The sequence below is a fragment of the Paenibacillus guangzhouensis genome (assembly GCF_009363075.1).
In the GTDB taxonomy this organism is placed as follows: domain Bacteria; phylum Bacillota; class Bacilli; order Paenibacillales; family Paenibacillaceae; genus Paenibacillus_K; species Paenibacillus_K guangzhouensis.
Window position 1 is genome coordinate 2,399,785 of the sequence record NZ_CP045293.1, and the last position, 23,728, is coordinate 2,423,512.

Sequence of the window (23,728 nt, forward strand, 5' to 3'; positions counted from 1 at the left end):
GCAAGGGCGATGAATCGCCCCTGCTTCACAGCTTTTCTATCCTTCTATTTCTTCTTCACGTCCGACATATCGTACAGTCGTGTCTTACCATTCAGCAAGCGGTCATAAGCGACCAAGGCATACATCGCCTGATCGGTTGCCATCGGATCGACTTCGCCCGGCTTGGCGCCACCATTATCCACGCCGCCCGGCTTCACGTGATAGAACCCACCGCTCTCTGCCGCGAAGCTAAGCAGCGCATCGACAACGGATTTGCCGCTCTTCACGAATCTCGCATCCGTATGCGGGTTGATGCCTAGTCCCGTTAAGGCAACGATGACTTGCGCGCTGCTCTCGGAGTTCGCCGACGCCCAGCTCGCATATCCGCCATCGACCGTCTGTGCTTGCGATAACCACGTAATCGCGCGATCGACAGCCGCTTTGACCTCTTGATTCGTTGCATAGTACGGCGTTAAGCCTTGAATCGCCATGGATGTAATGTCCGGATCCGGCGTCGTCGCCTTCTCGCCTAAGGCCCAACCGCCGCCTGCGATTTCTCTTTTCAGGATGAAATCGATCAGCAGCTCTCTGGTCGTCTGCGTCTTCACGCTAGGAACAACCGGGATATCGTAAGATTTGCTGTCCAGCGCGATCAATGCGAAAATCGGACCGTTAATCCCTTGCTTGATCAGCGTATTGTAGTCTGCAAGCCATTCGCGAAGATTGTATCCGGCGACCTGGTCTACGTTTTTGCCGATGGCCGTTAAGCCAAGGATAACGCGATCATATTCCGTATATTTGACGGCATGCAATTTGCCAGTTTGCTCTTTCATGATCTTCTCGACATTCGCATAGTACTTAGCATAATAGGCATCAGGAACAGAGATCCCCGAGCGTGCCAGACCGAATACCGTCCAATCGCCGCCAAGCGTACCGATCACCGGATCGGTGATCGTCTTCTGCATGAATGCTGCCGTTTTGCTGATTTGCTGCTTCACTTGATCTTTTAACGATGGCGAAGCATCCTGCACAGGCTTCGTCGTCTGTTCAGGTTTCGGTTGCGAGGTTACTGCATGATCTTTTTTGTATTGATAGGAACGCATCGCGACCACAGTCGCCATCTCGCGCGTCACTTGGCCAGCTGGTTCGAACCGATTATTGGCACCAGTTATGACGCCGTGAGCAATCACGGCTTGAACCTCTGCTTTTGCCCAAGTAGATACTTGAGCGAGGTCTTGCAGGGCAACCGATTGGTCGGCAGCTTGAAGGCCTAGTGATTTGTATAAAATGACTGCCATTTGTTCACGGGTCAGCTTGTCATTCGGACGGAACTGATTCCCATCCCCTTTGATGAACCCGGCTTGATAAGCCGCATTGACGTATGGATAGAACCAATCGGTTATCTTGACGTCTTTGAAGGCGATAGCCTGATCGGACGTTGGTTCGAGTCCTAGCACAAGAGCCAGCATTTTCGCGAACTCTGCTCTAGTCACTGTCGCTTGCGGGTTGAATTGCCCTTCACTGCCGCTGACGAAATGATTCCGGCTTGCTTCACGGATCGCTTCGGCGGCCCAAGGCGAGATCGACTTCGCATCCGAATATAACTGCTCTAACGATAATGGCTGCTCCGTGTTCAACGTATCCACGGTGTAGCTAACGAATTGCGTGAAATGATTCGTCCGGATGACGATATCATTATCTTTGGTGTATGCATACGTGATTTGAGCTTTGCCTTTCGCCGCTTCGATGCCTTTGCTCTCGGACTCGTAGATCGAAATTGGCGTGAACGCGTTGCCTTCGATATACCCCACAAATTGTCCTTTTGCGCCTTTGAGCACGAGCGTAAGCGTACGATCGAATTGTACGGATGCCTTGGCATTTCCCATCACGAAAGCATGAATCAGCTTCGCTTGCTTGCGGCTCTCGCTGCTTAGCGTTGCCTGTACGAGCTTCTGTACGGCAGCATCGCCCGTATCGACCGGCGTGAGCACTTCGACGAGCGGATCTCCGGATTTCAGTACCGTTCCTTTATCGATCGTGAGTGTCGTATTGCCTTTGACAGCGGTGATCGACGGCAAGTTGTCCTGTACATTCGCCAGATTGAGGATCACTTTCGGGCTTGCTTTCGGGATATTGATTGTCACTTTATCCAAGCTGCGCATTTCTTTCGTCACGTTCAAGATATAATCTTGCTTACCATCAGCTGGAACCGTGATTACCGGGTTTTTATTGGATGCATCCAGTGTTGGCGTCACGCTACCTGCAGGCGGCGGTGGTACGTTCGGTTGAGGGTCTTCTGGTATTTTCCAACCCAGATCCTTGCCAAGATCCGTTGTATAACGCCATTCTAGCTTATCACCATCCTTTAGAACGTAAAGGCTAGCGCCATAGTTCGGGTAAGTACCATTGACATTGTACATCCAACCACTACCACTGCCGTGGTCAAATTCGCCGTCTCCTGCGATGGATTGAACGTAGATGCTATTGTATTGGCTATTCCAAGTTGATCTATAATCGATACCTCGACGATCCAGTTCACGCTGCAGAACCGTCCACGCCGTATCCCCCGCCTGCAGGTCAATGCTAGTCTGAGGGATCACGTAGCCTTTCTTGATCGTTAACTTATCAACGGATAACGTCACATGCTTCGTTGGCTTCGGCGTCGTGCCTCCATCGCCTGGGTTTGTTACTGTACTTGTCGCGTAGACAACGAAATCAGTAAAATGCTTCGTCTTCACGATAAGATCGTTCCCACGATCATAAGCGAAGACATCTTTGCCACTCTTCTTACCTTCAGATTCACTGCTGTACTTGTCGATAGCGTTAGGTACGCCGTTCTGAATGAACGATGCATCCTTACCTTTCATACCGGCAAACGTCAATGTGACGTGCTGATCGAATGCGACCTGTGCAGCTCCACCGATCGTCACCGCTTGGTTGATTTGCTCCAACTTCTTCTCTTTTGGAACGAGCGAAGTGATCTTATTCTTCAAATCTGTATTGGCTGCATCCAACGCTGTCATCAATTCGATGGCCGATGCATCGCCGTCTGTTACCTTCGTTCCCTTCGGAATCGTTAACGATACATTACCTTTCACGGCTTGAATGCCTGGCAGATTGCCGTCAGAGGAAAGGTTCAATTGCGTTTTGGACGGCGTATTGCTTGGGATCTCAATGCTGATATCCTTCGCTGCATCTTCTTTCGAAATGTTGACGATGTAATTGTTGTACCCCGTCGGAATAACAACTTTAGGTTGATCCCCGCCTGGAATCAGTACTTCAATATCGTCCGGTGCATCCGGAGTTTCTTTGGTCACATCAGTCATGTCATATAAGCGATTTTGGCCTTTCATGAATCGATCATAAGCCGCGAGGGCGTATGAACCTTGATCAGTTGCCATGCCATCGGCTTTCGGAGGGTTGCCTGATACCGGTTTGGTATGCATAAACCCTCCGTCAGGTAGAGCAAATGATAATAAAGCTTCCATTGCCGAGTGACCGTTCTTGATGAATCTTCGGTCAGTACTTGCATCTATGCCAATGGATGATAAAGCAGTAACCACTTGAGACAGGCTTTCACTGCTAGTGCTACCCCAAGCTGTATAACTGCCTTCATTATTTTGCTGTATCGATAACCAGTTGACTGCTCGATCTACAGCTGATTTAACTTTTTCTTGCGTAACATAGTATGGTGCAAGGGCTTGAATCGTCATGCTTGTAATGTCTACATCTGGCTTTGAACCTAATCCCCATCCGCCTGCATTACTTGTGTTCACATTCGCTTCTTTACTCAAAATATTTCCGATGAGATTATTTCTTGTAGTCTGTATTTTACCTGCCTTCGCGGTTGGTATGGCATAATTTCTAGTGTCTAAGGCGATCAGTGCAAACACTGGTCCATTGATGCCTTGTTTATTCACGACATAGTCGTAATCAGACAATCCTTGTGTTAGATCAATGCCGCCGACATTCTTAGGATTTTTGCCAATCGAAGCAAGAGCTATTATTACTCTTGAGTTTTCCGTGCTTTTTGAAGGATCCAATATACCGTTATTTGCTGCGGCTAGTTGTTTGACCTTTTCTACCACATTATTGTAGTAATATGCATAATAACCATCCGGTACAGGATAATTCCCTCGTGCCAGTGAAAGGACTGACCATTCCCCATTCAGCGTCCCAAATTGAGGTTTTGATACTTTGTTAAGAATATAATTAAGATTTTTATCCAGTTGTTCTTTAGGCGTATTCGTATTAACAGGTGCTGGCTTATATGTAATCTTAAAAGTTTTTTCACTCGAATTTGATTTGTCGTCTGTTGCCTTGATCGAAACGGTATTCTCTCCTAATTGCAGCGAAAGATTATATTTGCCATTCTCGACCGAGACAAGTTTCCCATTAAACGTAACCACTGGTGTAATCGCATTGGCTTTGTAATCGGTAGCAATCACGTTAAAGCTTAGTTCAGGTTGGTTTACTTCCTGTTTATCTTGCAATCCGTTAACGGTGATGCGAGGATTCATGGACTTCGTCAACTCAGTGAGCGTACTATCGACGCTAAATTGCGGACTCTCCATGGTGCGAAGCACGGTATAAGCTTGATCATATGCGGATCTTACCGCAGGGTTTGAGAGAATTGAACCCTTTTGCGGGTCACTGTTAATGTCCCCGATAGCCGCAGTTAAAGCGTCTTTGTTCGCCGGTTGAATGTAGGCCGGATTCGAATCGCTTCGTCGCCCAAGATCTGCCCCACTTCCGTATAACGTGAATTGCGTACGTATAACATCTCCATCATGTGGCTCATATTGTGAAAATCCAACATTCAGGAATTGGTTGTTTACTTGATACATCCAGCCTGACATAGGAGTATAATCTTTCTCTCCCAGCCAGTCACTGTCCATCTTCGTTCCGATATTTAAACCATTTAAATGAATTTGATCTAAAATATACTGCGGAACATCTATACCATAGGTAGAATCTTGAACACTGGATAGATAGAAACTGTCTTTAATTCTACCTTGATAATCAATATTATCTTCCCCCAGCACGCGCGTGAGCACCGTGGCTCCATTCTCGCCCGCATAGAAAGGCACTTTGACCGGCTCACGGTAGTACCCTTGCCCAAGGGTGAACTTCTCCACCGACACCGTGACATAGCCATTCGGCGATACATCAGTCCCCGCCGCGAATACGTTGATTCCATTTGTAAAGAATACCGTAAATAACATGCTGAACAAGAGCAGCCATGTCATCCACTTATTATTTTGTCGCATTGTCTTGCTTCCCTTCCTTCAACAGAAATCTAATCATGCTTACGATTGCTAGAGAGGCATTTGCCCCTATACAGCAACAAAACCTCTTAACGGGTAGCGTTAAGAGGTTTACTCAAATAAACAGCTTGAATAAGCGTTCAAGAAACACCCCCTATCGCTCGTAGAGTTCATGGTGTATCAAGACAGGCAGGTCTTCTGACTCGAGTATCATTGCCCTTGCTTCCTTCCCGGTTAACCCAGTGGATTCTAGCAAGAACTCCTCTCTTACAGCGGCGGGACCGTGTGGGATTTGCACCCAACTTCCCTTTTAAGCAATGCATGGTTACAGATCTCTACCAACATTGCACCTGAATTTGATATTCGATTATATGATGATTATGATAGCTAATTATTTCATATTTGTCATTGCAAAATTTTATACCCGTACGTCAAAAAAAAGACAGGCCGCGAGCGGCCTGTCTCCTCATCCGATCCTATGCGGAATATTTCTCTCTAGCGATTTGCGTAGCTTCGACCATGTTGCGAAGTGATGCAACCGTCTCTTCGAGCCCGCGTGTCTTCAAACCGCAGTCCGGGTTGATCCAGAACAGTTGCGGATTCAAAACGCGGAGCGCACGATCGATCATGCCTGTCATTTCTTCCACTTCCGGTACCCGAGGGCTATGGATGTCATATACGCCGAGACCGATACCAAGCTCATACGTGTTCTCTTCGAAGCTATGAATCAGCTCGCCATGGCTGCGCGAAGTCTCAATCGAGATGACGTCCGCATCCATCGCTTCAATCGAATCGATCATGTCATGGAATTCACAGTAGCACATATGCGTGTGGATTTGCGTCGTCTCTTGCACCGTGCATGTGGTCATGCGGAATGCTTTGACAGCCCAGTCGAGGTATGTCGCTTGATCTTGTTCCTTGAGCGGTAAGCCTTCACGAACGGCTGGTTCATCCACCTGAATCATGCCGATGCCTGCTTGTTCCAGTGATTCTACTTCTTGTCTTAAAGCATACGCCAGCTGATATGCGATCTGCTCGCGGGTAATATCTTCACGAACGAATGACCAGTTCATGATCGTAATCGGACCGGTAAGCATCCCTTTGACCGGACGCGTGGTCTTCGATTGTGCATATTTTGTCTCTTCGACCGTCATCGGCTCGACAAAAGCCACATCCCCGAAAATAACCGGCGGCTTCACGCAGCGTGATCCATACGACTGCACCCATCCATATTGCGTGAAGGCAAACCCGGCCAGCTTCTCCCCGAAGAACTCCACCATATCCGTACGCTCGAATTCCCCATGTACAAGAACGTCCAATCCAATCTCTTCCTGCAACTTGACCCAGATATCGATTTGATCCCGAATGAAGCTTTCGTATTGCTCAGGCGACCATTCTCCTTTACGCCAGAGCTGACGCGCCTTGCGGACTTCAGCCGATTGCGGGAAGCTCCCGATCGTCGTCGTTGGCAGAATCGGCAATTGCCACTTGTCCTGCTGCGCGATATGGCGTTCCGCGAATGGGCGGCTGCGCTGCGGCTGCTGTGCGCTGATCGCAGCAACGGTCTGCTGCACGTCTTTACGATTCCGTTCATTCGATTGTTTCAGACCGAGCAGCGCCGCATCACATTGAGCAAGCGCATCTTCAATGCTCGTACCACCGGACACAATTCCTTTCGTGAGTAGAACAATCTCGTCCAGCTTCTCATCGGCAAAGGCAAGGGCTTCCTTCAGTTCAGGCAAGAGTTTCGCTTCATTCGCTACGGTCACTGGAACATGCAGCAGACTGCAGGAGGACTGCACGAGGATACGATCTTCCGAGACGATCTTCGACAACACTTCGAGTAGACCCAGCTTCTCACGCAAATCTGCTCTCCAGATACCGCGGCCGTCAATAACCCCTGCACCCAGGAATTTGTCCGCCGGGAATCCGATGTCCTGGATCGCTTTCAAGTTGCCTGTTAGTCCGTGTACGAAATCAAGTCCGATCCCTTGCACTGGCAGTTGAATGATCTCGCTATAGTGCTCGACAGATTCAAAATAAGTCTGCAATAACACATTCAGCCCTGGAACCGCCGTAGCGAATGTCTCATAAATCGTCTTCAGTCTCGCGATATCATCGCCGCCTATTTTCGTAACAAGAATCGGTTCATCGATCTGTACCCACTGTACACCCGCTTCCGCAAGTTCTTTAAGGACTTGCACATAGAGAGGGACAAGGCGATCCAGCCACGCATCTGTCTCTTCAACCTTATACCCTTTGGATAATTTCAAGAAAGTCAGCGGCCCGAGAATGACGGGTTTGCCTTCAATGCCAAGTTTCTCTTTCGCCTCTCGGTATGCATTAAGCGGTTTATTCTCTGTCAACGTCGGTGTCGCACCATTCAACTCCGGCACAATATAGTGATAGTTCGTATTGAACCATTTCGTCATTTCGCTTGCCGTCGCATCTTTTGTACCGCGAGCAATGCCATAATAGAGTGACAACGGCACCGCACCGCCCTCATATTCAAACCGACTTGGGACAATCCCGAACATCGTCGCGGTATCCAATACATGATCATAATAGCTAAAATCATTAACCGCGATGAGGTCGATCCCCTTCTCCTGCTGCTTGCGCAAATGATTCAATCGAAGCTCTTGCAGTCGACTCTGAAATGCGGATTCATCCAGCTTCCCTGCCCAGAATGCTTCAAGCGCCTTCTTCCATTCCCGATCTGCACCTATCCGTGGATATCCCAATACACTACTCTTTGCCATCTCGTAACACTCCTTGCCAAATGTTGTTACAAGAAAGATACCATGTTTACTCGGATATAGTGTAACTGGATAATACTATATCCAGTTATAGCCAACAGCTATACCAAACAGCAGAATTGGCAGACTCCAAATTACTTCATGCATGTTCCTTAGAGTATGGTCCGCCGAATTATTGACGCGAATATAACGACAAGAAAATATACTCATTAGCGACATGAATATCCCGACAATAGAAAAAAGCATGTATGTATAGTGTTCTATACTGGTAATTAACGTAAGCTCTCTGACGAAAAATAACTGGTTATCTTGATATAAATGAATTATTACCTAAGCATTTGAACACATGCACTGCGTCAATAATTGAATCTGGCCTTATAGAAAGTACAGCACCATATTTCTTTATTGTGTAGATTCGACCTCATTTGCAAACAACCATAAATTCATAGCAGCCATCGGCAGCATCGATACGATCAGAATAGCTTCACGGGATTGCCTTCTACTTCAATGCTTTCAACATAGCGGAGACATTGCCCACATGATTTGACGCATGCAGAGCTGTGGAAACGACCAGCCCCCCGAACGTTTCGGCGCTGAAGAAATTATCTTTCACGGGCTGCATCAGCCTATCCTTCAGCCATTCCCGCAGTTGGTCGGGCTGCACCTTCAGTTGCTCGATCAGCGTTTCCCAGGTTGGAGGTTCGTTAAGCCAATCCGAAGGCTTCGTGCCGTAACCGAAATAAGCCATATACTCGGGCGGAAGCGTCATCGCTTGCATATTGCCAGATAAATAGAAAATATGAAATTCTGTGGAGACGAGCACGTGGCCTATATGCCAGTGAATCGAATTGTTGAAGCCGTCCGGCACCTTATTACGCCCGTCCGCTGGGCATCTCTCTGCAAGCTCCAGAAGCTTGGCGTATTGATCGTTTAGAATATGGAATACAAAGTCCTCTCTCATCGTGGTTGTTCCTCCCCTTGTCCATCATCCGTCGGTTTTGCTCCGACTTCCTATGGAATGATTGTAGCAAGGACGGCACCCGAGCAAACGTGCGAAAAGTAATGAATAATCAAGGGGAATCTCTATACCAAAAGTAATGTCATTTCCTTATAAGAGACGGCGAACCGCAAAAATAGCCGCCTGCGTTCGATCACGCAGTCCCAGCTTCGCCATCACGCTGGACAGGTGGTTTTTGGCGGTGCCTTCCGTAATATGCAGGGCATCCGCGATCTCTTTATTGTTTAAGCCTTCGGCAAGGAAGGTCAACACATTCTTCTCACGTTCAGTCAAGCTGGCAAGCCCTTCCTCCTCATCCTTCAAGAAAGCAGGAATCGGCATGGAGCTCCCAGCAATCCCCTTGTTCAGCCCCTTCAGCAGCATTGACGTAATCTCGGGCTGAAGAACTGTTCCTCCGTTGCAGACGGTGTGAATCGCGCTGACGATCGCCTCGGACGGCATATCCTTCAGGAGATATCCGTGCACACCTTGCTCCAAAGCTCTCAGAATCAGCTCCTCGTCGTCAAACGTGGTCAGGATCAGGATTTTGGTCTCGGGAAAATGCTTGAGGATGAGCGCGGAAGCCTCTACACCATCCATTACCTGCATTCGGATATCCATCAACACAACGTCGGGACGCCACTCCATCACTTTGGCATAGGCGTCTCTCCCGTCCACCGCCGTGTCTACCACCTCCATGTCCGGTTCCAATTCCAGAATCGTCGCTAACCCTTCCCGCATGAGCCTCTGATCATCTACTACGAGAATCTTCATTGTCTCTCTCCTTCCATGCCTGCAGCCGGATACGGTAGACTCGCTCTCACCGAGAAGGTCCTATCGCCTTCCTTCCCGAACGAAACCTCTCCGTGCCATTCCTTTACTCTTTCTTGCATATTCAACAAGCCGAAACCCAGCTTCATCTCTCCCGGTACAACTCCATCATTGCTTATTACTATCGAAAGCCCACCCGTGTCATAGGCCAGTTGAATAGAGGCTTTGTTCGCGCGTCCGTGTTTCTTCGCGTTCGTCAACGATTCCTGGGTGATACGGTACGCCGTGAGCTGAAATTCACCGGGAAGTGGAACCGGGTCGCCCTTGAGGTAAAACCGGGTCTCGACCTCCGCATACCTCGTGAACTCCTCGGACAGCTTATCCAAACTTTCGGGCAGGAATGTCGATTGCACAGGCTCGTCCCGTATCGTCCGTACCGCCAACCGTATCTCCTGCAAGGAGGCCCGCAGCAATTCCTCACATTCCGAATAGATCCGTCCGCTACGCTCCGAATCCACCCGGCTCAGCTTGCGAGCCGCTTGCATCTGAACGATCAGTCCAGTTAATTTATGGCCTACCGAGTCATGCAGCTCTCTTGCGATCGTGACCCTTTCCCGTTCCGCTCCCCATTCTTCGGCTTGGAGAGCATATTCCTGCAGCCTCTCGTGGGATTCCCTCAGCTGCGCGTACAAGTGAAGTGCATCCTGCCTCGCGCGTTGATAGAAATGAAGCAAGAAGCACACGATGCCCGCAAAAACGATAAAAGAACAAGTCATAAAATAACTAACTTCGTCCAGCTGTTGGAATACATACCAATCGATAGCGATCATGATCGCTAAATAGACGGCAAGCAATACTACACAGGTGATGATGATGGATCGGAAGCTCTTTGGGAACATCAGAATGGCCAAAGCCGTAATCCCGACCAGCAGTTGATTGGGAACTTGTCCTCCAATAAAGACGTAGCCGTAAGCCGCCGAAACTAGAAAATCCAGAATCAGAACCCGAATAAGCACGTTCCTACGCGCCTTCGCCTTGGGCAGCCGAAACCGAACGAACAAAAACACAGCTATCGAAAGAACGATAAAGCTCAGCCGCCAGAAGAACGCGGTCGATGTTTCATAGTAAACGACCCCCGTCACGGCGAGACTCACGATCAGCTTCAGCACGAAGAACAACTGCCAGAATAGAAGGCCATTTCTCGTTAAATATCCTGTCAGATCCATAATCGCGTTCCTTCCTTTCGATCGCCTTGAACTAGCACATTAAGCAAAAACGCCTTCGGCCTCCTTATGGACGCTGGAGAAGCTTTACGGAGACGATTCAGATAAAGACAGGATTAATCTTATCTTTCAGAATCGTTAAGTAAAATCGTCAATGATCACCCTACCGACTCTTTGACTTTTGTGTCTATCAGCGTAGATGTATGCGTAGCCATGTAACCTTTATTGTTCACCTGGCACAGACTCCTCCTGAGGCTTAACAGGCAAATTACGGTGGCCCGTCGAATGCCATCCAATATGTAAAATCAAAAAGCGTTCAAAATAGATAAAATCTCCTAACAGAGGTACAGTTAGCCTGTCCTAATCTAGGAGATATCCACATGGTCAAGAATACACGACTCACTTCATTTGGTAAATGGGTTGCGAATATAATTTCTGAAATTCTTCAAGATAAGGAAAATACGACTGCTACTCTCGACCGCTAATTTTCTTGCTTCTATGTTTGGAAGCATTTAATATGGATCCCTGAACATATTCTTGACACAGAGAATCGACAAATGTGTAGTGATCAAGTCACTTGATGGTTTTGGAAACTATGTGATACAATGCATCCTAAATTGAATACGGACCTTCGGGGCAGGGTGAAATTCCTGACCGGCGGTGAAGGGCCATTTTGATAGGCTCCAGCCCGCGACTCGTCGATTTCCTCTAAGGAAGGGACGACTGACTTGGTGAAATTCCAAGGCCGACGGTTACAGTCCGGATGGAAGAAGGTCACAACTAAGCATGAATCGTTTTTGAAAACGACTACGATCCATGTTTGTTTGGATATGCCCCGTTATTCTAATAACGGGGCATACTTCTTTAGAAGTGTCCTATTCAAAAACCGTAGGAGGTTGTTGAATATGGAAAATGCAACGAATTCAATCTATTTTTTGACTGCTCTTTTTCTCGTTCTTTTATCTGGATTTCTGCATGCGTTGTGGAATCTTTTTACGAAGAGTAGTATAAAAAAAGACGTATTTTTGTGGTTATGTCAATGGGCGGGGGTAATTGTTTATTTACCTTTGGTTGTACTTTATATTCCCCAATCAGTCGCGGACATAAAAAGTTATTCTTTACTATTTGCTTCTATGATTTTGCACGGAATCTATGTAATACTGCTCGCTAAAACGTATTCATTAGGAGATCTTTCTCAAGTCTATCCAATCATGCGTGGAACAAGTCTATTACTGGTTCCACTAATATCTGTATTTTTTTTAGGACTTCACCTAGGTATCGTAAGCTGGATAGGTATATCTTTAATTGTTTTGGGGATTTTTTTCATTAGTGGAGCTAAGATTAACAAAATTTCGCCTCGACCGAGAGTGGAAATACTCCTCGCAAGTGCAGTAGGTATTTGTATTGCAAGTTATATTCTGGTGGACGCAATATCTATTAATTATTGGCCACCTTTCGTACTGAATGAAGCAACAAACTTGGGGAATGGAATAGCTTTATCATTTTCAGTTTTTCGTTCCCGAACAATAAGGAATGAATGGAAAATCAATTGGAAAACGGTTCTATTAGGGGGGATTTTTGCACAGGGTGGCTATCTGTTATTTTTATATGCTGTAACAATTGCCCCTGTCGGACAGCTAGCACCAATGCGAGAGATTGGGACAGTTTTTGGCACAATGCTTGGAATTGCTATTCTTAAAGAGAAACAAGGTAAGAGTCGAATTATTGCTTCTATTTTCATTACAACGGGGATCATTATTCTTGGATTCTCAGGACGCTAATTTAATTTTTAACGTGTCAGTAAAAAACGGCGTTGTGATACTCTATTTGTTGAATGATCGTTTCGTTTAGCTAGCATATTAAAACGTCATCTTTCTGCCGTACCCGTCAATGAACTTATGTCATCCTTAATCGCCTTACCCCGATCTTCCATTTTCGCATTGAATTTCGGGAAACATGACTTCTTGCATAGAGCATGAAAACATTCACCAAAAGTCATACTCGTCCTCATACGTTTATCTATCTTTTCGCACATTTGCCTCCTTTCTTTTCTTGATAACATAAAGGTGAAAGGAAAAACGGATGCGAGGAGCTGTAAAATGAAAAATATTAAAATGATCAACTGGATTCTTGTGGCCATTGTTGCTTTATATTTCTTTTTAAGTGCTTATATAGATTTGGCCCATACTCCGCAAGCCGTAGAGACGGTGAAGAAGTTAGGTTATTCGGAGTACTTTTTAGATATACTTGGAATCGCAAAAGTTCTGGGAATTATCGCACTTCTTGCTCCAAAATTCAATAGATTAAAAGAGTGGGCGTATGCCGGATTTACTTTCGATGCGATTTCAGCTATCTGGTCAAACATTGCTAGTGGCTACCCTTCGGAAAGTATTGCAGCTGTAATAGCAATTGTGCTTCTTATGGCCTCCTACATTGTGTCCCGCAAGCTACAGAACGAAATCCTTGCGGAATCCGCCAATAAATATTCGTTCATTAAGAGAGAAACAAAAATTCGTCCTTTATGAAAGAAACAAAATAAGCATATTCCCGAACTTCGAGTGATAATGTCAACCCAAGGCGCGTTTGCTTTGGGTTTTTTGGCACTAACCCGACTCGGTAAAAAGCCAGATTCCATACGAGCATTTGGAAATATTAAAGAACCCGCTCCAGAACAACGGAATGCGGGTTTACTTCTCTGTATCTAAGTGATTGCAATAAGCAATGCTCCAAATATAACTATAAGGCTACCGTTTTCGTAGCTACTTTTTTTTGAAATGTCTGGTCATGCTCAACAAAAACCATTGTTGGATTAAAGCTTTGAATAAGTTCTTCAATTTGCATACGTGAATAAACATCAATAAAATTTAGTGGCTCATCCCAAATATATAAATGTGCTTTTTCACATAAACTTTTGGCTATAAGCAACTTTTTCTTTTGTCCACCAGAATAGTGGGATATATCTTTTTCAAACTGAATACGGTCAAAATCCATTTTTCGTAGAATAGATTTAAATAACTGTTCATCAATCTGATTTTCTTCAATAAAGTCAGATAACTTTCCCTTTAAATGAGAGGTATCTTGTTGTACATAAGATATGACAAGGTCTGAACCAACGTTCAAAGCACCTGTATGTTGGAGTGGCTTCTTTAGAATTAGTTTTAAAATACTACTTTTTCCACTACCATTCTTTCCATCAAGCACAACTCGGTCACCTGGTTCAACATGAAAACTTATTGGCGTATTAACGAATTCACCATTATACATAACAGACACATCCGTTAACTGAATTAGTTCTTTAGAGTTGTATTCCAATGGCTCTAACTGTAATGACTCCGTTTTTTCCACATTTTTTAGCAACTTTGACTTTTCTTCAATAGCTTTCTGTTGCCTTGACTCCAGGTTCTTTGCACGTTTCATCAATTTTGCTGCTTTATGTCCTACATAGCCCTTGTCTAATTTAGAACCAGAATTTGTTGTACCATTTTTGGAAGCTTCTACTTGATCAGACCAATTGGCTGAACGCTTTGAAGATTGTTGCAGCCTCCCAATATCTTTTTGCAAACGCTCATTTGTTGCTTCCTCATGTTCCTGCTGTCTATCAAAATTCAGCTTCCAAGAAGAATAATTACCACTTTGAATTTCTATATTGGCTCTGTTTATTGACAAGATGTGATCAACACAGCCATCCAAAAAGTTTCTATCATGTGAAATTAAAATGAATCCTTTTTTCCTTTTTAAATAATTAGAAACCATCTTTCGTGTATGGGTATCTAGGTGATTGGTCGGCTCATCAATTAATAAAAATTGCCCTTCATTCAAAAACAGTGCAGCAAGTAAAACCTTCGTTTGTTCCCCATTCGATAATGTTTCAAATGGCCGGTACATCACTTCGGCATCGACATCTAAATAAGATATTTCTCGAAGAAACTCCCAATCTTCTGCCTGAGGACATATCTCTTCTAAAATATCATGTGTGAATCTGCTTTTATCCGAGACTGGATATGGAAAATAATTAAATTCTACCGAAGAAATAATTTTTCCGCTGTATTCATATTTCCCCAATAATAGATTAAAAAAAGTTGTCTTGCCTCGTCCATTTCGACCAATAAAGCCAAGTTTCCAATCCGTATCTATTTGGAAGCTAACATCTTCAAAAATATTATCAAAGCTGCTTGGATAAGAAAAAGTCAGGTTTTGTACTTGAATCATTGACATGTGTGAAGTTCCTCCTTTTTATAACACATTACTTCTTTATAAAAAGTCGGTACATATCCATCTATTCTCATTTAACTCCGTATAAGTTTAATGGATATTAACGACTTATACGGAGTGAGTCATGTGTAACAACCGTGTCTGTGCTCATGTTATCCCTCCATCATAAAATTTTTTGTTTATACAAAACGATACAGAGACATTTGGTGTACAGTGTGTTACGAAGTTATTTGATATTCTATGTGTACGGAAGAAATATTCCCGGCGTTGAAACCGTAATAATTACTGAAATGAATACAAGATGATCTTAGTTTCCAATCCGTTGCAATTATCTCTGATGAAAGGAGGAATATTCATGGCATTTGACGGGTTACTAATGCATCAACTTGCCAAAGAAATCAAGACTAATCTACCGATGACAATCAATAAGATTGTACAAATTTCCGATAAAGAGATTCTCCTGGATGGACTATCAAACGAACGTAATATTAGACTGATTATCAGCATTCATCCACAAAATAACCGTATAAATTTCACAGAAGAAAATTATTCGGAATCGAAGCAGGAAAATGAATTTTTATTATTACTGGCAAAACATCTACGCGCTGGTGTCATCCAAAGTATGGAACAAGTCGGTGTTGAACGAATATACTGCTTTCAAATCAGTGCTAAGGCAGTTCGCTACTCACTTTATATTGAATTGCTAGGCAAAGATGCCAACATCATACTTGTCGATGAAGCGAATAAAATTATTGGTGCAATGAAACAAACATCGCTCAGCAAAACTAGTACGCGGACACTCACGCCTGAGGCCGTATATCACCTTCCATTTGATTATAGCGGAAAACAGAATCCTTTTCAGCCGTCATCCATAAATGAATCAGAGTCACTTGTAACACAATTTCATGGTTTCTCGCCTCTGTTAAATCGTGAATTTCAATACCGCTTGCAACAGGGGCAGTCATTCTACGAAATTATGCATGAGCTAAATAGTAGCGACAAGCTTTATTTGTCGGAAACAGAGCAGGGTATCCAGTTTCATTCCATTCCGCTTACACACTTGAGGGGGGAATCGACTTTTTATCCAATTATGGAGGGCGTAGATATTGCCTTGTATAAAATGCTAACTCGTCGGCGAACTGACAGTTTACACCTACTGGTACGTAAAGAATTAATTAAACGATCCCGAAAACTTTCAAAATTGGAGAAAGCAGTACTTGAAGTCGGGCATTTTGAGCAGTATCGTACCTATGCGGATCTACTTTACACATACTATCATCTGCTCCCCCGCAACGCCGCTTCTGCCGATCTCGAGGATTTTGTGACAGGAGAACTGCTTCATATTCCGTTAGACACCAAACTGAGTGCAAAACAAAATGCTCAAAAATACTATGAAAAATACCACAAAGGAAAATTTGCTTATACCAAACTCAAGGAGCAAATTGTGCTTAGTAAAATGGAATCAGATTATTTTTGTATGCTTGAGTCCCGGCTTGAACAGGCTGATAGCATAGATGCATTAGAAATTCGCAGGGAACTTGAAAAACACGGCTATTTCAAAGCAAAAAAAAATCAATCAACGAAGAAAAAGCAGAACAGGAAGCCTAGCATTATGACTTTTCAATTCGATCATGATATTAAAATCTTCGTAGGTAAGAACAGTATTCAGAATGATTACCTAACATTCCATTATGCCAAGAAAGAGGATATATGGCTGCACGTGAAAAGTTATCACGGAGCACATGTTGTTATAAATAACGCAACACCTGATGAAGAAACGTTATATTATGGGGCTTTATTGGCTGCTTACTTTTCACAAATCAAGGCCTCTGGTTCGGTCGAAGTAAACTATTGTCAAGTCAAGACTCTTAAAAAGCCTAAAGGCGCCCCTATGGGAATGGTGTTACTTGGAGCCCATAAAACAATTTATGTCAGGCCAATGGAAGATGTTATTCAAAAGCTCCTAACCGAAAATTTAGTTCAGATGGCGTAACTTATTAAGTGATTTTATTTTCGGACAATTCTATTTGTGCTGTTCCTAAATGGTATTTTTCTATTGGAAAACCCTATCAGGAGCTAGTTGCCAGTTATCGCTAAAAGCCTGCCCTCTCATAGGACGGGCTTTCGTTTTGAGAGAAATAGCAACTATTCTCAGACCATTGGATTGAGACTCTCAATCGGACTTCTGTTGCTTTGCTTAAGGTAGCATGTGTGAATATATAAAAACAGCAGCTCAAAGGCAACTTTGAACTGCTGTTTTTATATAACTCATGTATTCGCATAATGAAATCCATCACTTTTTACCGTTTCAGGCATGTTCCTTATACTGTTCATCGATGATTTCATAGAGCTTCGCCTGCTCCAGATAATGCTTTGGTGCTTGAAAGGTTACAGTGACGACGCCAGGGTGGCGGCCAATCTCAATCGAGCCGGTAATCGTGGCGCGGTTCATAATCTCGGGCACCGTTACGTTAAACAGCCTTGCGGCGCGAGCGAGCCCGTTTTCAGTAGCTGCATTCAAATCTGGTGCCGTTCCGACTATAGAAAGCGGAAGCGATGTTTCAATCTCCTTCAAGCCCCACTTGGCCGCGAGGTTTCCTGCAATGCGCTTCTCTGCTGTGGACAGCGGCTTGGCCGTGTAGGGCAAATCCTCCACGTTCGGCAGCAGAATCGGTCCTTCAAGTTTAACGTTCTTCAGCACTTTGACCTGGAGATGGACGATCCCTGCAACGTCGGCCGTGTGACCCGCAATTTCACCGTCGCCTTGCAACGCATGCATGTCACCCAGATAGACACCGCCACCCGGAACTTTGACCGGACAGATTAGCACTGCGCCTGCACGTACACGACTGATATCCATGTGCCCATCTGTGCGATGCTCGTCCAGTTCCTCTTGGGTCACGGCATACGAATGTGGCGCCCCGATCAGGAACGAGCCGTAATCACCAGCATTGTGCGAATCGGGCAACGCTTTGGAAGGAGTAGTGCCGAGTTGGCCCAGAAACGGCCGCATGCGCGCGACGACGCCAACCAGATCATGCGGGGCAAACGTCACAATCGGATTCTGCACCGACGCATCCGGTGTCCGCATATAATGGCGGCCTTCATGCGCAATTTGTTCGGCTGCTTCCTTCGGCAAGGTGACTCCGACTTGACCATCTTCATCAAATGTAATAGTATAACCATTCGTAAAAATAAAAGGAGTAATGTCTACACCGCAGTTGGCACAGCGGATCGCCTCTTGTCCGATGCCTTTAATGACCGTATCCGGGTTCAGCGTGGTGCACTCGGGGCATTTCACGGCTACAAAAGGATCACCAAGGAAACGACCTTCAACCGATTTTTCGTTCCCCGAGGAAGTTGCGATAGAGGTTACTTCGATTGATTTGATTTGAATAACAATTGCATCACCTATTTCCGCTCCTTCCACAAAGATCGGCTTCGTAACCTCATGCCCGCCTTTCAGGCAAGGCGTAATCATCGGTCCCCAACAGCCGGGTGCCGTATTGGCAACAATATGACCGCCATCCTTGACAGGGCCAAGCATTTCTATGTCCGGGTCCAGAATTCCATCCGTAAAGGTATTGACGAACAGTGTTTCAACAGCTTGTTTCATAGTTGATTACCATCCTTTATATATGTATTTTATTAAATTCACATTATTTTCGGCCTGTCATACATTACGTACACTTAGAATATCAAACTACTTCATAACTCACTATACACAAAACGTCTCTGTATCGTTTTGTATAAACAAAATAATACGAGTTACCTCAGATTATTCATCTTTGCTACATAATTTTTCTAAACATAGGAAAGGACCGAAATCCGGAGGAGCTGCAGCTTTGAACGTTCCAAGCGGGTCGCCATCAAGTAATATTGGAAGGACGCATTAAACAACCTTATGAATAAGACACTCATTTTCCTGGTTTAGAACATAATCATCAATTCCGATCTTTAAAGCGGAAACCGCATAATCGTAATAGTCATATCCCATCATGATGGCGATTCTGGCGTTTGGTTTCAGCTCCTTGGCTTTTCTGGTATAATCTAAGCCGTTTCAATTTGGGAACTTTAATGTCCAACAAGACGATGTCCGGACGATGGGTTTGAAAGAGATCAAGCCCTTCCTGACCAATTCTTCATCTTTCACGATCAGCAAAGTGTACATAAAGCCAGATCCCTTCCGATTTATTCAACTGTTGATCGTAAATATCCATAGCCTGCCTGCTGCATGTCATCCAGCGGGACAAACCGGATAGAGGCGCTGTCGATGCAAAATCTTTTGCCACCTTTATCTTTAGGTCCGTCGTCGAACACATGGCCTAGATAAATTTTCCCTACGCGGCTAATAACCCTCGTGCGAACCATATGGTAGCTCTTATCTTCAGCGTATGTCACTACTTCCGGATCAATGGGTTTCGTAAAACTCGGCCAGCCACAGCCGGCATCGAACTTATCGCGACTGGAGAACAATGGCTCGCCTGTTGCAACATCGACATAGATGCCTGGATCGAACATATTCCAGTAATCGTTGGAATAAGCTATCTCTTCACCTCCAAGAACTGCCACATTGTACTGAATATCTGTTAATTTCTTTTTTAGTTCTTCGTCGCTGGGCCGGGAATACAAGGTAGAATCAACTTTAATCGGTTCATCCAGAATCGTGAGATCAATATGGCAGTACCCATCCGGGTTTTTCTCCAAATAATCTTGATGATATTCCTCTGCCAAGTAGTAATTCGTTAACGGCAGCACTTCGGTGACGATCTTTTTAGAATATTTCACCTGTTCTTTGGCTACCACTGCGTTGATAACCGGGACGTCACTTTCATTTACATAATAAATGCCCGACCGATAATCGATACCTACATCGTTCCCCTGCTTGTTCACGCTTGTCGGGTTTATCACTTTAAAGTAATCGGTCAACACATCGGATAACTGAATTCGCGCAGGGTCATACTTCACCTCAACTGTTTCGGCAAACCCTCGATCTCCGCGATTCACTTCTTCATAGGTTGGATTTTCTCCTGTTCCGTTAGCGTAGCCTACGGTTACGTCCTGTACACCATAAATGCGCGAAATATAAGCTTCCAATCCCCAAAAGCAGCCTCCCGCCAAATAGATCGTTTGCAGATCACTGTGCGTGTAATCAATCTTGGCATTCGGGTTTTCGGATAGCGAAGTCGTGGGTCCCCTCTCAGCAGCCATCGTTAAGCCCTCCTTCTGATTACCGCAAGCCGCGACCAACAACAATAGCAGCAATGAACTTGCAAATAAAAGTCGCTTCACGGCATTCCCTCCATTAATTTTTTGGTACTCAAGATACCTCTTTGAATGTATTGATTATGACATCATTGGAGTTATGGCCCGGTGTAGTTTTAACTAAAACACCATCAGAGCCGATGTACAGCGAGGTGGGATATCCCCTTATTCCGAACTTTTGAGCATATTTTCCGCCTTCATCCAGTAATACTGTTAGATTATTGCCCTTTTGTTCAGCCTGAAGCCCCTTAAACCATTGCGTGAAGTCGTCTGTTGATTGTTCCCCTTTAAAATTGGGACTGACGATTGTGATCACCTTGAAATCATTATTTTGACCCGCTAAAGTATTCAATTCATCAATCCCGCTCAAGCAAATCGGACACCAGGAAGCCCAATATTTCACATACACTTTTTTACCAGCAAAGCTGGCCAAAGTAACCTGACTCCCATTCAAATCTTTTAGCTCTACCATAGGAGCAACTTGCCCGTTGTTCAACGTTGTCTGCGATGAAGGCTTATTCCCACAAGCTGCAAGGAGCAGCACGTAGAGCAGCACCATTGTTATTACAGTCCATTTTTTATTAATCACCATAATCAGCCTCCTATCATATAGTCCAACTATTGAAACATGCTTGTAATCGTGTTCAGTTTATCCGTCATGAGAAGCACACCCATGATAATAAGCAGGAATCCGGAAATCACTTTCAACATACGCAAGTGCTTATTGATCGCCTTCAGCCGCATTAACAATAGATCCGAAAAGAGCGAAAGGAGCAGAAACGGAATAGCTAATCCAAGTGCGTAAATCAGCATATACCATCCGCCCTGTGCCGAAGAACCTTCACTGGCAGAAAGGCTAAGCACAGCCGCGAGGATCGGCCCGATACAAGGTGTCCAACCGAAGCTGAACGCGAATCCTAGCAAAAATGCTGCAGAAAAACCCCTTTTACCCTTGATTTCGATCGCCAACTTTTTTTCGCGCTCCATAAAAATCAGCTTAAATATTCCCGTTTGGTAGATCCCGAATAAAACCACTATAGTCCCACAGATGACGATAAACCAGGAGCTGTTTACAACACTCCCCAATGCCCCAGCACCGAAACCGAGAAGTGCATAAACAGTGGAGACTCCGAGTATAAAGAACACGGTATTTCCGATTAAGATGGGTTGAATCCGAATCTTTCCAAATTTGATTCCTGCCAAATGACTTCCCGCAACAACGCCACCGAGATGGGCTACATATACAGGCAATAACGGCAAAATGCAGGGCGAAAAAAAGGAGAGCAAACCTGCCATTAACACACTTCCCACGAATACATGGTCCGTCAACACGAGAACCACCTCCCTTCATTTTTAGTTATGGGCAATTGGAAGAGTCAAATCATTGAGTTCCTTGAAAGCAAATGGCTAGCAACCGGGATTCTTGCGATTTCTGCTTCGTAGTTTACCGAAGTGAGCCTTGGGGTCGGGTGGCTTTCGCTCTCCATTATCTCAAGAAGGTAGTAGTGAACCAAGAATGCACAATGGCGGCGCGAGAGTAGCATCCCTAGCGCCGCCATTAATCAAATAAATACCCTTTTTCTCAAATGAGCTGTTCTCAATGTGAACTAGAACTTACTGTTGAGTCAGCCTCTATTCTATATAAAAGCCATTATGGATTGACGAAATTAATGATCTCTTGGTTGTACTTGTCTTTTTCCTCATAGAAGATGGCGTGTCCGCTGTGATCAAAAGGTATCAACGTGGAGTTTTTGATTCCCTTATGCAATGCTTCCGCAACTGCAAATGGGACGGTTTTATCTTGAATGCCGTGCATAATAAGAGTCGGCACTTTGATTTGATTCAATTTTCCGCTCAAATCCGTAGCAGCCACCGATTTAATGCTTTCGATGGATGCATGGGAATCCGCTTCGAGTTCCAACTGGCCGAGCCACGCCAAAAACTCCGTAGAAGGTTTCGTTACGAAGCCGTCTGGGCTGACTGCAAGTGTTTTAGGGCGGTCCTGGGTCAGACCGGTTACGAGGCCATCGATTGCTTCCTGCGGGATTCCCCATTTAGGTGTGGGGGCAGAGGTGAGTATTAATTTGGAAACCCTATTGTCTTTATATTGGCTCATATATTCGGTTGCGACGGTTGATCCCATGGAGAAGCCTACCAGTGTGGCGTCTTTTAAATTGAGTTTCTCGATGACGGCGCGAACATCATTCGCGTAGGTCTCCATATTATTGCCGTCATAAGGATGGTCAGATTTGCCGAATCCCCTGAGGTCGATTGCAATGAACCGAATACCTTTGGCAGGCAATGTGTTCTGTTGATACTCGAACATTTCATGGTTAAACGGCCAGCCATGAAGAAATATGACCGGTTTGCCTTTACCTACGTCCTCAACGTACAACCTCACGTTTTTATCAACGGTGACATAATGACCATTTCCTGTGTCGGTTACGTCATTGGAATAACTAGGAGTAGCTGCATTCGCAACGTTTGCTTTGGATACGCTGCCTGCGAGCCCGACTCCGGTTACGACGAGTGCTGCTGCCAGTGATGCGGTTAACATGGATTTGCTTTTGATGAATTTCATGATTTCTATTCCTCCTGAATTTATATGTATATTCCTATGAACCTAGCCAATAGCCGTGCGAAAGGGGAACTTCAACAAGATGCTGCATACCATTTTTCTTCCACCCAGGCTTCAATCTCCCCAGAAAGAACAAAGAATGTTTCTCGATCCTCATGACTATGAATAAGCACGAAAATCCCTGGACCAAACTCGCCTTTCATCAGACAGTAGGTTTGATCGTCCGATAATTCCGTAAAGTGCTGAATACGTGATCTAAGTACATCCAAAACCTCGGATTACCTCTTGTAAAGATTAAGTTTTTACACAGATTCCAATCAAATTTCCGACAGCATTCTCCGACAGTGCAAGAACTTTTCTTATTTCAATGTCCAACTTTATGCCTGTCCACCTCCTTGTTCTTTACACATCGATTGTAACAAGAAGGGAAAGAATGCAAACCTGTGAGAAGTCATGTATTACAAAGCAAAAAAGCATAACTTTTGACCATCAAAGCATGAAAAATTTCATGCATTAATGCCAAATGTCATGCCTCGCGATTTAAAGGAGATGTTGAACCGAAAATACAGTATAGCTTGCGTTCTGGCGTGCAGCCCAAGCTTGGCGATGAAATTTGAAACGTGATTTTTCACTGTTAGGGGGGTACACGATCCCGTTAGTATAGAAAAGGCTGCCATCCG

16 protein-coding genes and 2 riboswitches are annotated in these 23,728 nt (G+C 44.8%); of the genes, 3 read left to right on the forward strand and 13 right to left on the reverse strand.

Translation table 11 applies throughout. From position 1 onward, the window contains the following. Positions 1-44: 44 nt before the first annotated feature. The 5 genes from GCU39_RS10645 to GCU39_RS10665 form a co-directional block, all read right to left on the reverse strand. Positions 45-5,249 (reverse strand): S-layer homology domain-containing protein, encoded by a 5,205-nt coding sequence (locus GCU39_RS10645; protein ID WP_152393482.1) that lies wholly within the window; start codon positions 5,247-5,249, stop codon positions 45-47. 169 nt (positions 5,250-5,418) lie between these two features. Then, positions 5,419-5,615, reverse strand: a riboswitch (cobalamin riboswitch). Between the two features lie 107 nt (positions 5,616-5,722). Continuing rightward, positions 5,723-8,005 (reverse strand): 5-methyltetrahydropteroyltriglutamate--homocysteine S-methyltransferase, encoded by a 2,283-nt coding sequence (gene metE / locus GCU39_RS10650; RefSeq protein WP_152393483.1) that lies wholly within the window; start codon positions 8,003-8,005, stop codon positions 5,723-5,725. Between the two features lie 496 nt (positions 8,006-8,501). After that, positions 8,502-8,963 carry a DinB family protein gene (locus tag GCU39_RS10655; protein WP_152393484.1) on the reverse strand — a complete coding sequence of 154 codons (462 nt, stop codon included), beginning with the start codon at positions 8,961-8,963 and terminating at the stop codon, positions 8,502-8,504. 147 nt (positions 8,964-9,110) lie between these two features. Further along, positions 9,111-9,773, reverse strand: a complete 663-nt coding sequence (locus GCU39_RS10660) for a response regulator (protein ID WP_152393485.1) — start codon at positions 9,771-9,773, stop codon at positions 9,111-9,113. Beyond that, positions 9,770-10,996 carry a sensor histidine kinase gene (locus tag GCU39_RS10665; protein ID WP_152393486.1) on the reverse strand — a complete coding sequence of 409 codons (1,227 nt, stop codon included), beginning with the start codon at positions 10,994-10,996 and terminating at the stop codon, positions 9,770-9,772. The genes GCU39_RS10660 and GCU39_RS10665 overlap by 4 nt, the downstream gene beginning before the upstream one ends. Before the next feature lie 620 nt (positions 10,997-11,616). Continuing rightward, a riboswitch (FMN riboswitch) is annotated at positions 11,617-11,772 on the forward strand. Between the two features lie 126 nt (positions 11,773-11,898). On the opposite strand from GCU39_RS10665, the gene GCU39_RS10670 reads away from it, so the two are divergent. Beyond that, on the forward strand, positions 11,899-12,774 hold the full coding sequence (locus GCU39_RS10670) for a DMT family transporter (RefSeq protein WP_193726866.1): 876 nt from the start codon (positions 11,899-11,901) through the stop codon (positions 12,772-12,774). A gap of 318 nt (positions 12,775-13,092) precedes the next feature. Next, on the forward strand, positions 13,093-13,518 hold the full coding sequence (locus GCU39_RS10675; protein ID WP_152393488.1) for a DoxX family protein: 426 nt from the start codon (positions 13,093-13,095) through the stop codon (positions 13,516-13,518). 211 nt (positions 13,519-13,729) lie between these two features. On the opposite strand, the gene GCU39_RS10680 is transcribed toward GCU39_RS10675, so the two are convergent. Then, entirely contained in the window at positions 13,730-15,208 is a 1,479-nt protein-coding gene (locus GCU39_RS10680; protein WP_152393489.1) for an Lsa family ABC-F type ribosomal protection protein, read from the reverse strand. A gap of 352 nt (positions 15,209-15,560) precedes the next feature. On the opposite strand from GCU39_RS10680, the gene GCU39_RS10685 reads away from it, so the two are divergent. Continuing rightward, entirely contained in the window at positions 15,561-17,198 is a 1,638-nt protein-coding gene (locus GCU39_RS10685; protein ID WP_193726867.1) for an Rqc2 family fibronectin-binding protein, read from the forward strand. Between the two features lie 315 nt (positions 17,199-17,513). On the opposite strand, the gene GCU39_RS10690 is transcribed toward GCU39_RS10685, so the two are convergent. The 7 genes from GCU39_RS10690 to GCU39_RS32520 all read right to left on the reverse strand — a co-directional run bounded on the left by GCU39_RS10690 (position 17,514) and on the right by GCU39_RS32520 (position 23,725). Next, positions 17,514-18,821, reverse strand: a complete 1,308-nt coding sequence (locus GCU39_RS10690; protein ID WP_152393491.1) for an acetamidase/formamidase family protein — start codon at positions 18,819-18,821, stop codon at positions 17,514-17,516. A gap of 575 nt (positions 18,822-19,396) precedes the next feature. Next, entirely contained in the window at positions 19,397-20,497 is a 1,101-nt protein-coding gene (msrA, locus tag GCU39_RS10695; RefSeq protein ID WP_227793537.1) for a peptide-methionine (S)-S-oxide reductase MsrA, read from the reverse strand. A gap of 28 nt (positions 20,498-20,525) precedes the next feature. Next, entirely contained in the window at positions 20,526-21,062 is a 537-nt protein-coding gene (locus GCU39_RS10700; RefSeq protein WP_152393492.1) for a TlpA family protein disulfide reductase, read from the reverse strand. Between the two features lie 26 nt (positions 21,063-21,088). After that, positions 21,089-21,802 (reverse strand): cytochrome c biogenesis CcdA family protein, encoded by a 714-nt coding sequence (locus GCU39_RS10705; RefSeq protein ID WP_152393493.1) that lies wholly within the window; start codon positions 21,800-21,802, stop codon positions 21,089-21,091. A 319-nt stretch (positions 21,803-22,121) separates the two neighbouring features. Then, positions 22,122-23,051, reverse strand: a complete 930-nt coding sequence (locus tag GCU39_RS10710) for an alpha/beta fold hydrolase (protein ID WP_227793538.1) — start codon at positions 23,049-23,051, stop codon at positions 22,122-22,124. Positions 23,052-23,122: 71 nt separating this feature from the next. Then, positions 23,123-23,251 (reverse strand): cupin domain-containing protein, encoded by a 129-nt coding sequence (locus tag GCU39_RS32515; RefSeq protein ID WP_407671704.1) that lies wholly within the window; start codon positions 23,249-23,251, stop codon positions 23,123-23,125. A 303-nt stretch (positions 23,252-23,554) separates the two neighbouring features. After that, the gene (locus GCU39_RS32520) at positions 23,555-23,725 is read right to left on the reverse strand and encodes a LuxR C-terminal-related transcriptional regulator (RefSeq protein ID WP_152393494.1); all 171 of its coding nucleotides are present in this window, start codon (positions 23,723-23,725) and stop codon (positions 23,555-23,557) included. Between the last annotated feature and the right edge of the window lie 3 nt (positions 23,726-23,728).

What these genes read in the sequence shown, in the direction of transcription:
- GCU39_RS10645 (WP_152393482.1), bottom strand. Translation starts at nt 5,249, where the DNA reads ATGCGACAAAATAATAAGTGGATGACATGGCTGCTCTTGTTCAGCATG.
- metE (WP_152393483.1), bottom strand. Translation starts at nt 8,005, where the DNA reads ATGGCAAAGAGTAGTGTATTGGGATATCCACGGATAGGTGCAGATCGG.
- GCU39_RS10655 (WP_152393484.1), bottom strand. Translation starts at nt 8,963, where the DNA reads ATGAGAGAGGACTTTGTATTCCATATTCTAAACGATCAATACGCCAAG.
- GCU39_RS10660 (WP_152393485.1), bottom strand. Translation starts at nt 9,773, where the DNA reads ATGAAGATTCTCGTAGTAGATGATCAGAGGCTCATGCGGGAAGGGTTA.
- GCU39_RS10665 (WP_152393486.1), bottom strand. Translation starts at nt 10,996, where the DNA reads ATGGATCTGACAGGATATTTAACGAGAAATGGCCTTCTATTCTGGCAG.
- GCU39_RS10670 (WP_193726866.1), top strand. Translation starts at nt 11,899, where the DNA reads ATGGAAAATGCAACGAATTCAATCTATTTTTTGACTGCTCTTTTTCTC.
- GCU39_RS10675 (WP_152393488.1), top strand. Translation starts at nt 13,093, where the DNA reads ATGAAAAATATTAAAATGATCAACTGGATTCTTGTGGCCATTGTTGCT.
- GCU39_RS10680 (WP_152393489.1), bottom strand. Translation starts at nt 15,208, where the DNA reads ATGTCAATGATTCAAGTACAAAACCTGACTTTTTCTTATCCAAGCAGC.
- GCU39_RS10685 (WP_193726867.1), top strand. Translation starts at nt 15,561, where the DNA reads ATGGCATTTGACGGGTTACTAATGCATCAACTTGCCAAAGAAATCAAG.
- GCU39_RS10690 (WP_152393491.1), bottom strand. Translation starts at nt 18,821, where the DNA reads ATGAAACAAGCTGTTGAAACACTGTTCGTCAATACCTTTACGGATGGA.
- GCU39_RS10700 (WP_152393492.1), bottom strand. Translation starts at nt 21,062, where the DNA reads ATGGTGATTAATAAAAAATGGACTGTAATAACAATGGTGCTGCTCTAC.
- GCU39_RS10710 (WP_227793538.1), bottom strand. Translation starts at nt 23,051, where the DNA reads ATGAAATTCATCAAAAGCAAATCCATGTTAACCGCATCACTGGCAGCA.
- GCU39_RS32515 (WP_407671704.1), bottom strand. Translation starts at nt 23,251, where the DNA reads ATGAAAGGCGAGTTTGGTCCAGGGATTTTCGTGCTTATTCATAGTCAT.
- GCU39_RS32520 (WP_152393494.1), bottom strand. Translation starts at nt 23,725, where the DNA reads ATGGCAGCCTTTTCTATACTAACGGGATCGTGTACCCCCCTAACAGTG.